Annotated in this window: 8 protein-coding genes, 1 tRNA gene and 5 pseudogenes; 12 read left to right on the top strand and 2 right to left on the bottom strand. The window is 65.0% G+C overall.

The features are described 5' to 3' along the window. Positions 1–461: 461 nt before the first annotated feature. Positions 462–548 (bottom strand) — tRNA-Leu (locus Q427_RS14890). Positions 549–687: 139 nt separating this feature from the next. Between Q427_RS14890 and queA the strand changes: the two are divergent. The 5 genes and pseudogenes from queA to secF all read left to right on the top strand — a co-directional run bounded on the left by queA (position 688) and on the right by secF (position 6,400). Beyond that, a pseudogene (gene queA, locus Q427_RS14885) lies at positions 688–1,727 on the top strand (tRNA preQ1(34) S-adenosylmethionine ribosyltransferase-isomerase QueA). 144 nt (positions 1,728–1,871) lie between these two features. Further along, complete coding sequence (tgt, locus tag Q427_RS14880) at positions 1,872–2,990, top strand: tRNA guanosine(34) transglycosylase Tgt (protein ID WP_197030660.1); 1,119 nt, start codon at positions 1,872–1,874, stop codon at positions 2,988–2,990. A gap of 100 nt (positions 2,991–3,090) precedes the next feature. After that, positions 3,091–3,419, top strand: a pseudogene (yajC, locus tag Q427_RS14875) (preprotein translocase subunit YajC). Positions 3,420–3,610: 191 nt separating this feature from the next. After that, positions 3,611–5,461 carry a protein translocase subunit SecD gene (secD, locus tag Q427_RS14870; RefSeq protein WP_043515292.1) on the top strand — a complete coding sequence of 617 codons (1,851 nt, stop codon included), beginning with the start codon at positions 3,611–3,613 and terminating at the stop codon, positions 5,459–5,461. 9 nt (positions 5,462–5,470) lie between these two features. Next, a complete protein-coding gene (gene secF / locus Q427_RS14865; protein WP_043515291.1) occupies positions 5,471–6,400 on the top strand; it encodes a protein translocase subunit SecF in 930 nt (309 codons plus the stop codon). Between the two features lie 80 nt (positions 6,401–6,480). On the opposite strand, the gene Q427_RS14860 is transcribed toward secF, so the two are convergent. Beyond that, positions 6,481–7,275, bottom strand: a complete 795-nt coding sequence (locus Q427_RS14860; protein WP_043515289.1) for an inositol monophosphatase family protein — start codon at positions 7,273–7,275, stop codon at positions 6,481–6,483. Between the two features lie 173 nt (positions 7,276–7,448). On the opposite strand from Q427_RS14860, the gene trmJ reads away from it, so the two are divergent. The 7 genes and pseudogenes from trmJ to Q427_RS14825 form a co-directional block, all read left to right on the top strand. After that, positions 7,449–8,240, top strand: coding sequence for a tRNA (cytosine(32)/uridine(32)-2'-O)-methyltransferase TrmJ (trmJ, locus tag Q427_RS14855; protein ID WP_043515287.1), 792 nt, complete (start codon positions 7,449–7,451; stop codon positions 8,238–8,240). A gap of 87 nt (positions 8,241–8,327) precedes the next feature. Further along, positions 8,328–9,188 carry a serine O-acetyltransferase gene (gene cysE, locus Q427_RS14850; protein ID WP_043515284.1) on the top strand — a complete coding sequence of 287 codons (861 nt, stop codon included), beginning with the start codon at positions 8,328–8,330 and terminating at the stop codon, positions 9,186–9,188. Between the two features lie 103 nt (positions 9,189–9,291). After that, positions 9,292–9,762, top strand: a complete 471-nt coding sequence (iscR, locus tag Q427_RS14845) for a Fe-S cluster assembly transcriptional regulator IscR (RefSeq protein WP_043515282.1) — start codon at positions 9,292–9,294, stop codon at positions 9,760–9,762. 49 nt (positions 9,763–9,811) lie between these two features. Then, positions 9,812–10,959: pseudogene (locus Q427_RS14840) on the top strand (aminotransferase class V-fold PLP-dependent enzyme). A gap of 36 nt (positions 10,960–10,995) precedes the next feature. Continuing rightward, positions 10,996–11,321 (top strand): annotated as a pseudogene (locus Q427_RS14835) (HesB/IscA family protein). A 248-nt stretch (positions 11,322–11,569) separates the two neighbouring features. Next, entirely contained in the window at positions 11,570–11,995 is a 426-nt protein-coding gene (ndk, locus tag Q427_RS14830; RefSeq protein WP_043515280.1) for a nucleoside-diphosphate kinase, read from the top strand. 69 nt (positions 11,996–12,064) lie between these two features. Then, a pseudogene (locus tag Q427_RS14825) lies at positions 12,065–12,552 on the top strand (23S rRNA (adenine(2503)-C(2))-methyltransferase RlmN); the annotation flags it as partial.

Genomic DNA, 12,552 nt, shown 5'->3' with positions numbered 1-12,552 from the left:
ATCAAGGAAATAGCGGAAGGTCACATCACGCCGAGGACCTCCAGCGCCCTGCGGGTGATCTCGAAGGGACGTAGAGCGCTTCCGGGCTAAGGTTGAGCACCACCATCAACAGGGCGAATGTCACCGCGCTGCCGATGAGGAAACTGACCACGTGGAAGCCGCGCCTTCCGGGCTTCTCAACCGTGCGACGGCCAACCCGATGCGGCCTGGTGGAAAGCCCGCCTCATCGGCGAACTCATCGCCCGCGCTTTCGCGACCGCGCCGCAACCACCCCGGCGGCGGCCGGCCCTCACGCCGGTCCCCCTCCTTCCAGCTCTCCTCCCGGTCCTCCATCCCCATGTGCGTCCCCTCGCCGGTATCGCTATAGCCCTACATTATCATAGCGGTGGTTGTGGCTCGGGTGATGGGAAAGCACGAGGCCAGAACGCAAAACAGCCGCTCGTAAGCGACTGTTTTTCAAGTGGTACCGGCGGTCGGACTCGAACCGACAAGGGCTTGCACCCGGCGGATTTTGAATCCGCTGCGTCTACCAATTCCGCCACGCCGGCAGCGCGGTGCATTATACGTGGCCGTGACGACAGGTCAATCGGAAGGCCTGACGACGCGGCCGATTTTCGGTATCCTTGCGGGCTTGTCCGGCTGCCCGACAGCCGCTTCTGCCGATCTTTCCTGCGGACCCGACCTTGCATGCAGCGCGCCGACTTCCATTACGAGCTTCCCGAGGAACTGATCGCTCGCTACCCCTCCGAGCAGCGCAGCGACTGCCGCCTGCTGTGCGTGGATGGCGCCACTGGCGAGCTGGCTCACCGCCGCTTTACCAACCTTCTCGATCTGCTCGAGCCCGGCGACCTGCTGGTGTTCAACGATACCCGGGTAATTCCCGCGAGGCTGCACGGCCACAAGGCCAGCGGCGGCAAGGTGGAAATGCTGCTGGAGCGGCCGCTGGACGCCCACCGGGGCCTGGCACACCTGCGCAGCAGCAAGTCGCCCAGGCCCGGCACCGAGCTGATCTTCGAGGGCGACATCCACGCCGTGGTGGAGGGCCGCCGCGACGCCCTGTTCGAGCTGCGCTTCCTCGGAGAGACACCGCTGATCGCACTGCTCGAACGCCATGGCCATATGCCACTGCCGCCCTACATTACCCGAGAGGACGAGCTGGCGGACCGCGAGCGCTACCAGACCGTCTATGCCAGACGCGACGGCGCCGTGGCCGCCCCTACTGCCGGCCTGCACTTCGACGAGCCGCTGCTGCAGCGCTTGGCGGAGCGGGGCGTGGAGAGCGCCTTCGTCACCCTGCATGTGGGCGCCGGCACCTTCCAGCCGGTGCGCGCCGACGATATCCGCGAACATCAGATGCATAGCGAGTGGATCGAGGTCAGCGAGGCGGCCTGCGAGAAGGTTCGGGCCGCCCGTGCCGCCGGTCGTCGCGTGGTCGCGGTTGGCACCACCGGCGTGCGCTGCCTGGAGAGCGCCTGCGCCAACAGCCCCGACGGCGAGATCGCCCCCTACAGCGGCGAGACCGATATCTTCATCTACCCGGGCTACGAGTGGCGCTGCGTGGACGCCTGATCACCAACTTCCACCTGCCCGAGTCGACGCTGTTGATGCTGGTGTCCTCCTTCGCCGGGTACGAGACGACGCTGGCCGCCTATGGCGAGGCCGTGGCCGAGCGCTACGCTTTCTTCAGCTATGGCGATGCCATGTTCCTGACCCGCAAGACAGGCTGAGTGCCATCATGCAGCGTTTAACATCAGCTCTAACGCCTCATGCAGGTCATGTAAACTGCGGTCTGTCGCCAGTCCTTGCCAGGCCTGACCTTGCTCGACACGTCCTGCTTCCCTATCGAGATATCCATGCGTAACGAATCCTTCATGTCCTTCGAGCGGCTGGCCAGCGACGGCCGGGCACGCCGTGGCAGACTGACCTTTCCCCGGGGAACGGTCGAGACCCCCGCCTTCATGCCGGTCGGCACCTACGGCACGGTCAAGGGCATGACCCCGGCGTCGGTTGCGGAGATCGGTGCCGAGATCATCCTCGGCAACACCTTCCATCTGTGGCTGCGCCCGGGCACCGAGGTGATCGAGGCCCACGGCGACCTGCACGACTTCTCCCAATGGCACAAGCCGATCCTCACCGACTCCGGTGGCTTCCAGGTCTTCTCGTTGGGAGAAATGCGCAAGATCACCGAACAGGGCGTGCACTTCCGCTCACCGGTGGATGGGGCCAAGGTCTTCATGGGGCCCGAGGAGTCGATCGCAGTGCAGCGCTCACTGGGCTCCGACGTAGTGATGATCTTCGACGAATGCACGCCCTACCCCGCCACCGAGCAGGAAGCCGAGCTCTCCATGGAGCGCTCGCTGCGCTGGGCCAAACGCTCACGCGATGCCCATGGTGACTCGCCATCGGCATTGTTCGGCATCATTCAGGGCGGCATGCACCCCGAGCTGCGCCGCCGCTCCCTCGAGGGCCTGCTCGAGATCGGTTTCGACGGCCTGGCCATCGGCGGCCTCTCCGTGGGCGAGCCCAAGGAGGAGATGATTGGAGTGCTGAACTATCTCCCCGAATGGATGCCAGAGGAATACCCACGCTACCTCATGGGCGTGGGCAAGCCGGAAGACCTCGTGGAAGGGGTTCGCCGCGGCGTCGACATGTTCGACTGCGTGATGCCCACCCGCAACGCCCGCAACGGCCACCTCTTCACCGCCGAAGGCACCGTCAAGATCCGCAATGCCAAGCACCGCCATGACACGCGGCCCCTGGAAGACGATTGTGACTGCTATACCTGCCAGCACTTCTCCCGCGGTTACCTGCATCACCTGGACCGCTGCGGCGAAATGCTCGGCTCGATGCTCAATACGATCCACAACCTGCGCCACTATCAGCGCCTCATGGCCGGTTTGCGCGGTGCCATCGAAGCGGGTACATTGGCGGACTTCGTGGAAGGCTACTATGCGCAGCGGGGGCTGCCGGTACCTCCCGCACCGAATTGATCGTCGACCGACTGCCGGAGCACTACCTGCCCCGCAGCATCGCTCGATGAACGTTTCTCGCACGCAACCTTAACTTACCCTCTCAGGAGACACGCCTCTCATGCTGGACTTCTTCATCTCTCCGGCCATGGCCCAGGACGCTGGCGGCGCCGGTGGCGGCATGGCACAGATCATCATGCTGGTCGGTTTCGTACTGATCTTCTACTTCCTGCTGTGGCGTCCCCAGGCCAAGCGGGCCAAGCAGCACCGCGAACTGGTCGGCGGCCTCTCCAAGGGCGAGAGGTAGTCATCGGCGGTGGCCTGCTGGGCCGGATCACCAAGGTTGGCGATGATTTCATCACCCTGGAAATCGCGGACAATACCGAGGTCAATGTACAGAAGAGCGCTGTGGCGAACGTGCTGCCCAAGGGCACCATCAAGTCCATCTGACTTCGACGCTCCTCGTCCTTTCCGATCGACCCTCCCCGGTCGGGTAACGGCGAGGGTCGCAATCCGGCCGATGCCCTGGGTGCCCTCCGCGCCCCCGGCATACGGCCGTGTTGTCGTATCGTTGGCCGCAGTGTCAGCCACCTCTTCTCATTTTCAGCAACCCGTTTTCAGCAACCAAGGGCAGGGCTCGCATGCTCAACCGTTACCCCCTGTGGAAGTATCTGCTGATAGGTATTGTGCTGCTCGTAGGCCTGGTCTACTCGCTGCCCAACCTCTATCCGGAAGATCCGTCGGTACAGATCAGTAGTGCCCGCGGCGATGCCACCATCGATGCCGATCAGCTCGACAGCATTCGCCAGTCGCTGCTCGACGCCGGAATCGACATCAAGGGCGTGGAGAGCGAGGACACCCGGGTCCTGATCCGCCTGGAAGATCCCGACCACCAACTGCGCTCCCGGGACATGATCGCCAGCATGCTCGGCGACGAGTACGTTGTGGCGCTGAACCTGGCAGAAGCTACCCCCCAATGGCTCCAGGCGCTTTCCGCCTCGCCAATGACCCTGGGCCTGGACCTGCGCGGCGGCGTGCACTTCCTGCTGGAGGTGGACATGGACGCGGCTCTCGAGCAGCGTCTCGAAGTGAATGCCAGCGCCATGCGCGAGCAGCTTCGCAGCGAGCGTATCCGCTACCGCGGCACCGAGATCGAAGGTCGCACCCTGACCATCACCTTCGCCAATGAAGAGGATCGCGACACCGCACGCCGGCTGATCGCCCGTGAGTTCCGCGACTTCGACTATGATAGCGTCGGCGATGGACGCGGCGCCCAACTGGTCATGACCATGACCGAGCAGGCTGTCAACGATCTCCAGGACTACGCCGTCAACCAGAACCTCACGACCCTGCGCAACCGGGTCGACGAGCTGGGCGTGGCTGAGCCCATGGTACAGCGCCAGGGGCCCGACCGGATCGTGGTCGAATTGCCCGGCGTCCAGGACACCGTGGCTGCCAAGCGGGTGGTGGGTGCCACCGCCAACCTGGAATTCCGCCTCGAGGCGCGCCCAGACACGCCGGACGTGGAAACCCAGACCTTCAGCTTTCGCAATGATCCCTCGCGCAGCGCCGACCTGATGCGCGACGTGATCATCACCGGCGACAGTGTCTCCAGCGCCAGCCGCAGCTTCGACGAGAACGGCCGGCCCCAGGTCAACATCAACCTGGACGGCACCGGCGGTACGCTGATGAACCGCGCCACGCGCACCAACATCGGCCGCAACATGGCGGTGCTCTTCATCGAGCACAAGACCCGCGACCGCACGGTGATCGAGAACGGCGAGGAGGTCACCGTTCGCGAGCCCTATACCGAGCGCGGCCTGATCAGCCTGGCCACCATCCAGAGCGCGCTGGGCAACAGCTTCCGCATCACCGGGCTCGATTCGCCCACCGAGGCGGCCGAGCTCGCCCTGCTGCTGCGCTCCGGCTCCCTGGCGGCACCGATCTACTTCGTGCAGGAGCGCACCATCGGCCCGAGCCTGGGGGCGGAAAACATCAAGCGCGGCGTCATGTCGGTGCAGATCGGCCTGGTGCTGGTGGTGCTGTTCATGCTGATCCGCTACAAGGTGTTCGGCATCTTCGCCAACGTGGCCCTGGCGCTGAACCTGACCCTGCTGATCGCCGCCATGTCGATGCTGGGCGCGACCCTCACCCTGCCCGGCATTGCCGGCATCGTGCTGACATTGGGCATGGCGGTGGACGCCAACGTACTGATATTCGAGCGAATACGCGAGGAGTTGCGCAGCGGTCTATCGATTCAGCAGGCGATACATGCCGGCTACGAGCGCGCCTTCACCTCGATCGTCGATGCCAACATCACCACCCTGCTGGTGGCGGTAATCCTGTTCTCGATCGGCACCGGACCGGTCAAGGGCTTCGCCGTGACCCTGTCGCTGGGGATCATCACATCGCTGTTCACCGCCCTGCTGGTGACCCGCTCGATGGTGAACCTCACCTACGGTGGTAAACCAGTCAAGAAGCTCTGGATATAAGAGGTGGTAATGAAAACCCTCATCAATCGACAGTTCGACTTCATGGGCAAGCGCCGCATCGCCTTCGTGGTGTCGGCGGTACTGATCCTGGCGTCGATCGTCTCGCTGCTGTTCCAGCAGCTCAACCTGGGGCTGGACTTTACCGGCGGCACCCTGGTGGAGGTGCGCTACAGCGTGGCGCCTTCACTGGAGGCCATCCGCCTGATCCTGGAGGACGCCGGCTTCCGCGACGTCTCGGTGCAGACCTTCGGCGCCTCCACCGAGGTGCTGATCCGCCTGCAGCAGGCCTTCGACCCCGACGTCGGCGAGCAGGTGGTCAGCCTGCTGCGCGCTGAAGGCGACGCCGTCGAGCTGATCCGTGCCGAGTTCGTCGGCGCCCAGGTGGGTGAGCAGCTGCGCGACCGAAGCGGCCTTGGGCTGCTGGTGGCGCTGGGCGTGGTGATGCTCTACGTGGCCTTTCGCTTCCAGTACAAGTTCGCCATTGGCGCTCTGCTGGCGCTGATGCACGACGTGATCATCGTGGTCGGCATCTTCTCGCTGTTCCAGCTCGACTTCGATCTCACCGTGCTGGCGGCCCTGCTGGCGGTGATCGGCTACTCGCTCAACGACACCATCGTGGTCTACGACCGTATCCGCGAGACGATCCGCAAGTCACGAATCGACGACATGCCGGCGATCTTCAACGAAGCGATCAACCTCACCCTCTCCCGCACGCTGGCGACGTCCGGTACCACCTTGCTGGTACTGATGGCACTGCTGCTGCTGGGTGGCGACATGATCCACTACTTCTCGATCGCCCTGATCATCGGCGTGGTGGTCGGCACCTTCTCCTCCATCTATGTCGCCGCGGCCCTGCTGCTCGCGGTGAAGCTGGAGCGCAAGGACCTGATCCCGCCGAAGAAGGAGGAGCTGGAAGAAGGCGAGGAGGAACTGCCGTAAGGCACTCACCCTCGGCGCCAACGAAAACCGCCCCCGCAGCAATGCTGCGGGGGCGGTTTCGTCAGGGGAACCCTGTCACATCAGAAGTGCGGCTTGAGCTGCTGCACCAGGGCCTTGTAGAGGCGTGGCCCGGCGGCCATGAGTCGACCGTCGTCCTCCACCGAGGGCTGGCCATCGGGGGTGCCCATAAGTGCGCCGGCTTCCTTGAGCAGCAGGCTGCCGACGAGACGGTCCTGCTCTTCCAGGCCCAGCACGAAGGCGGCATCGACGCGGCCCGCGGCGAGCTCGGCCATGTCGAGCAGGCCGCTGCCGGTGGCCAACTGGAGCTGCACCAGGGGACCGAGCTGCTGGACCAGGGTCAGGTAGGCGGGCAGGTGGCGGCTGCGCTGGTCGAACTCTGGCAGGCTCATGGCCAGGCTGGCACCGCTGATGGCGGTGGTCTTGGGCACGCGAATCCGCTTGCCGTTGTGCTGGGCTCCGCGGCCACGGCTGGCCAGGTATTCGTCATCGCTGAAGGGGCATATCACCACCGCATGCTCCGGGCGTCCCTTCACCAGGCAGACCAGCGAGAGGGCGAAGCCCTTGCCGGCAACGCCGAGGCTGGAATAACCATGGAAGGGCTCGATCCGCCATTCGATGTCCTGCCCTTCGCCCTCGCCGGAACGGTGGGCGGTAAAGCGGCCGGAAATGCCGTGCAGCGGATAGCCGCGGCTGAGCTGATGCGCGATCAACGTCTCGGCATTGCGGGCGGTGTCCTCGAGCAGGCGCTCGAGACTGTGTTCTTCGTGAGAGTTCTCGATGCGCTCGCGAATGCGCAGGAACTGCTCGGCGGCACTGCGCGTAGCGCGCAACGCAAATTGGACCATCGGATGCATGATCGGGCCTTGGAGCGTCGGTGGTGTTAAAGAACAGGCTGGTTCGAACGAATCGTGCGAGTCGAACGTGTCGGCGCGAATCCTAGCAGAATTGCCCCGACCGTGCCATCGCCGCAAGCGGACATGGTAAACTCTGCGCCCTATTTTCCCGTGACGCGACAGGCAGGACCACCATGCTCGACCGCATCCGCATCGTTCTGATCGGCACCAGCCATCCCGGCAATATCGGCGGCACCGCCCGCGCCATGCACAACATGGGACTTGCCGACCTGGCGCTGGTGGCGCCGCGCTGCGAGCCACTGACCAGCGACACCATTTCCCGCGCATCCGGTGCAGACTCTATCGTGCATGGCGCCCACCGGGCCGAGACCCTGGAACAGGCCGTTGCCGACTGCACCCTGGTGGTCGGCGCCAGCGCCCGCTCACGCACCCTGCCCTGGCCGATGATCACCCCCCGGGCCTTGGGAAGCCGATTGCCTGGAGAGCTGTCCCGCCCCGAGTCACGGGTCGCGCTGGTATTCGGTCGCGAAGACAGCGGTCTCTCCAATGCCGAGCTCCAGCGCTGCCATGCCCATGTGCATATCCCGACCAACCCGGACTTCAGCTCGCTCAACCTGGCCGCTGCAGTCCAGGTGCTGGCCTATGAGTGCCGGCTGGCCTGGCTGGCACAGCAGGAGGAAGAGGAAGGCGACGAGGCCGCCCCCCACCAGCCGCTGGCGAGTCACCAGGAGCTGGAGCACTACTTCTCCCACCTGGAACAGACACTGATCGCCATCGGCTTCCATGACCCGGCCCTGCCCCGGCAACTGATGGCACGGCTGCGGCGCTTTACCCTCAAGGCCCGTCCCGAGCGCATGGAGCTCAACATCCTGCGCGGCATTCTCACCGCGACAAAGAAGCAGGCAGCCTCTGAACAGGCTGGTCAACGGCACGAATCCGACGACAGTGACACCCCATCGCCTTGAAGGCGGCCCCCTGCGCCCCCAATATGGGAAGTTACCCCGACAGCTGCCGTAGCGGCTCCGCCCAACCGCCACCCCAAGGACCGCCGCATGTTTCAACGCCTGCGCGAGGACATCAACAGCGTATTCGCCCGTGACCCGGCGGCGCGCAACTTCCTGGAAGTGCTGACCAACTATCCGGGCCTGCATGCCTTGCTGCTTCATCGCCTGGCACACTGGCTTTGGAAGAAACACCTCAAGTGGCTGGCGCGCACCCTGTCGACCTTTTCGCGCTGGCTGACCGGCATCGAGATTCATCCCGGGGCGAAGATCGGCCGCCGTTTCTTCATCGATCACGGCATGGGGGTGGTAATCGGCGAGACCGCCGAGGTGGGCGATGACGTCACCCTTTATCAGGGTGTCACCCTGGGCGGCACCAGCTGGCACAAGGGAAAGCGCCACCCCACACTGGAACAGGGGGTGATCGTCGGGGCAGGGGCCAAGATCCTCGGTCCGTTCACGGTGGGGGCCGGAGCCAAGGTGGGCTCCAATGCGGTGGTGACCAAGGAGGTGCCCGCCGGTGCCACGGTGGTGGGCATTCCCGGCAAGATCGTCAAGCGCGAGGAGCCCGACGTGGCCGCCGTCCTCGATATCGACCCGGCCCGGCGCGAGGCGATCTGCCAGAAGTTCGGTTTCGACGCCTACGGGGTCAGCGAGGACATGCCCGACCCCGTGGCGCGCTCCATCCAGGCGATGCTCGACCACATGCATGCCGTGGACGAGCGCATCGAGCGCATGTGCGGTACGCTACGCAAGCTCGACGCCAGCTACCGGGATGGCCGCCTGCCCGAGCTGCGCGACGAGGATTTCGCCGATATCCTCGACGATGTCGATGCCTGCTGCGGCCCGACCAAGCCGGCCCAGCACACGCCGGGAGAGGATGACAAGGGCGATACCCAGCACAATGGTTGACCGGAACACTCGGGCTTTACCATAATGACGCTCTGACTCCCGTGGCCCGCCGGCCTCGCCACATTGAGCGCCACCCCAGACGATGGCGCAGAGGTACGCTCCCATGCGTTTAACAACCAAGGGGCGCTACGCCGTCACCGCCATGCTCGACCTGGCCCTGCACAGCGACAAAGGCCCCACTTGCCTGGCCGACATATCCCGTCGCCAGCAGATCTCGCTGCCCTATCTCGAGCAGCTCTTCGCACGGCTGCGCCGCGCGGCGCTGGTCAAGAGCGTTCGCGGCCCTGGCGGCGGCTACCTGCTGGCGTTACCGGCCGAGGAGATCTCGGTGGCGAAGGTGATCGACGCAGTGGATGAGTCGGTGGATGCCACCCGCTGCCAGGGGCTGTCGGACTGCCAGCAAGGCGATACCTGCCTGACCCACCACCTGTGGTGTGACCTCTCCGAGCAGATTCATGGCTTTCTCGACGGCATCACCCTCGGCCGGCTGGTGGAGAATGGCGATGTTCGCCGGATCGCCAAGCGCCAACGCGGGCGACTGGATGCCAATACCATCCTGACCTCTACGCCCTGAACGCCCACGGACACCACACAAGTCCCCGCATGGAGACGCCCGCGAGCCCATGAGTGACCTCGTCTATCTCGACTATGCCGCCACCACCCCGGTCGACCCCCGTGTCGCCGATGTGATGCAGCGTCATCTCACCCTGGACGGCATCTTCGCCAACCCCGCCTCGCGCAGCCATATGCTCGGCTGGCAGGCGGAACAGGCCGTGGAGAGCGCCCGCCGCCAGGTCGCCGACCTGATCGGCGCCGACCCGCGCGAGATCGTCTGGACCAGCGGCGCCACCGAGGCCGACAACCTGGCGCTGATCGGCTATATGCGGGCCAACCGCAGCAGGGGCGGCCACCTGATCACCTCGATCGTCGAGCACAAGGCGGTGGTGGACACCGCCCTGGCGCTGGAAGCCGAAGGGTTCGAGGTCACCTGGCTGACCCCGGCGCGAGACGGGCGTGTCACCCCCGAGCAGCTGCGCGATGCCATGCGTACCGATACGGTCCTGGTCTCGCTGATGGCGGTCAACAATGAGCTGGGCTGCATCCATGACCTGGCAGGGCTGGCGGAGGTTGCGCATGCCGGCGGCGCCCTGTTCCATGTCGATGCGGCCCAGGCAGTGGGACGCATACCCCTTGATGTCACCGCACTCGGCATCGACCTGATGTCGCTATCCGGCCACAAGGTCTACGGCCCCAAGGGCGTGGGCGTTCTCTACGTCAGGCGCAGCCGGATATCCGCCTGGCTCCCCTGATTCACGGCGGCGGGCACGAGCGAGGCATGCGCTCCGGCACCCTGCCGACTCACCAGATCGCCGGCATGGGTGAAGCCTTCGCCCTGGCCGCCCGGGAGGGCGAAGCCGACCAGGCCCGCACCTTGGCGCTGCGGAACCGGCTGCTCGAAGGCCTCTCCAACCTGGATGGCATTCATCGCAACACCGCTGTCGATGTCTCGGTTCCCAATATTCTCAACCTCGCCTTCGAGGGAGTCGACGGCGAGTCGCTGCTGATGGCGCTGCGCAACATCGCACTTTCGACCGGTTCGGCCTGCAACTCGGCGAGCGTTGAGCCATCCTATGTATTGAAGGGTATCGGCGTGCCTCGCCCTCTGGCGCTGGCATCGCTTCGCTTCAGTTTCGGCCGATTCACCACCGAAGCCGATATCGACAGGGCAGTGGATGCCCTGCAACATGCTCTTCCGGGCCTGCGCCGCTAGGCGGCCATGCCCACCCACACAAGCAGGAGAATGACGATGGCGCACCTTTCGATCACCACCGCCGCCGCCGAGCAGATCCAACGGGTGCTCGAGGAGCGCGGCCAGGGACTGGGCCTGCGGGTCTCGGTCAAGCCCAGCGGCTGCTCGGGCTACAGCTATGTCCTCGATTTCGCCGACGAAGCGGCCAATGACGACATCGCCTTCGAGGATCACGGCGTGACCGTCTTCGTTGCCCCCGATGCGCTCGAGATGCTCGACGGCAGCGAGGTCGACTATGTCTCGGAGGGCTCAACCGCTTCTTCCGCTTCAACAACCCCAACGTCAAGGACCAGTGCGGCTGCGGGGAAAGTTTCACGGTGTGACGCGTTCACCCAGGCCCACTGCCGTGGCAGCCGGGCAATTGTTCCGCTCGTGAGGGCTGGACGATTGTTCAACGCCCGCCGGGAGCGTTATACTCTGCGCCCACTGTTCATGCGCTGAATCGTCGCGCCGCCCTGGCGTGCGACGTCGAACGCACCTTTATTCGTAGCGCCGCGCCGCGCCGGCTTCTCTTCGAGACCTGCGCGGCGTGGCGCTATCCCCATACGCACTGCCAACGGAGACAGGCCCCATGGCAACTGAACGCACTCTGTCCATCATCAAGCCCGACGCCGTCGCCAAGAACGCCATCGGTGAGATCATTGCACGCTTCGAGAAGGCCGGCCTCCAGGTCGTGGCCGCCAAGATGCTGCACCTCTCCGAAGAGAAGGCCGGCGGTTTCTACGCCGAACACAAGGAGCGTCCCTTCTTCAAGGATCTGGTCGGTTTCATGACCTCCGGCCCGGTCGTCGTGCAGGTGCTGGAAGGCGAAGATGCCATCGCCAAGAACCGTGATCTGATGGGCGCCACCAACCCCAAGGAAGCGGCCCCGGGCACCATCCGCGCCGACTTCGCCGAGACCATCGATGCCAATGCCGTACATGGCTCTGACTCTCCGGCTTCCGCCGAGCGGGAAATCGCCTATTTTTTCAATGCCGACGAAGTCTGCCCCCGCTAAGCCACACCAGGCTTGCCTCCGCGGGGGCATTTTCGCCCCCGCCCCTGTCCCTCCGATGCCCGTGATGCCATGACCGCCACCGCTTCCCAACGCACCAACCTGCTCGGCATGACTCGCGAGGAGATGGAAGAGTTCTTCCTCTCCATCGGCGAGAAGAAGTTTCGTGCCGCCCAGGTGATGAAATGGATCCACCACGAAGGCTGCGCCGACTTCGCGGCCATGACCAACCTGTCCAAGGCGCTACGCACGCGCCTGGCCGAGGTAGCCGAGATTCGTGGGCCCGCGGTGGTCTATGAGGGCACCTCCAGTGACGGCACCCGCAAGTGGGTACTGGAAGTGGAGGACGGCACCTATGTGGAAACCGTGCTGATCCCGGCCGAGAACGGCAAGCGTCGCACCCTGTGCGTCTCCTCCCAGGTCGGCTGCTCACTGGACTGCAGCTTCTGTTCCACCGGCAAGCAGGGTTTTCAACGCAACCTCTCCAGCGCCGAGATCATCGGCCAGTCTGGGTGGCAAGCAACAGCTTCGGCCCGCGCCGCGACACCGCCAACCGCCCC

Source organism: Halomonas sp. BC04 (assembly GCF_000568385.1).
The sequence above is the reverse complement of the archived record's forward strand: the minus strand, read 5'-3'. Positions and strand labels throughout refer to the sequence as shown.

What these genes read in the sequence shown, in the direction of transcription:
- tgt (WP_197030660.1), top strand. Translation starts at nt 1,872, where the DNA reads ATGTCCTTCGAGCGGCTGGCCAGCGACGGCCGGGCACGCCGTGGCAGA.
- secD (WP_043515292.1), top strand. Translation starts at nt 3,611, where the DNA reads ATGCTCAACCGTTACCCCCTGTGGAAGTATCTGCTGATAGGTATTGTG.
- secF (WP_043515291.1), top strand. Translation starts at nt 5,471, where the DNA reads ATGAAAACCCTCATCAATCGACAGTTCGACTTCATGGGCAAGCGCCGC.
- Q427_RS14860 (WP_043515289.1), bottom strand. Translation starts at nt 7,275, where the DNA reads ATGCATCCGATGGTCCAATTTGCGTTGCGCGCTACGCGCAGTGCCGCC.
- trmJ (WP_043515287.1), top strand. Translation starts at nt 7,449, where the DNA reads ATGCTCGACCGCATCCGCATCGTTCTGATCGGCACCAGCCATCCCGGC.
- cysE (WP_043515284.1), top strand. Translation starts at nt 8,328, where the DNA reads ATGTTTCAACGCCTGCGCGAGGACATCAACAGCGTATTCGCCCGTGAC.
- iscR (WP_043515282.1), top strand. Translation starts at nt 9,292, where the DNA reads ATGCGTTTAACAACCAAGGGGCGCTACGCCGTCACCGCCATGCTCGAC.
- ndk (WP_043515280.1), top strand. Translation starts at nt 11,570, where the DNA reads ATGGCAACTGAACGCACTCTGTCCATCATCAAGCCCGACGCCGTCGCC.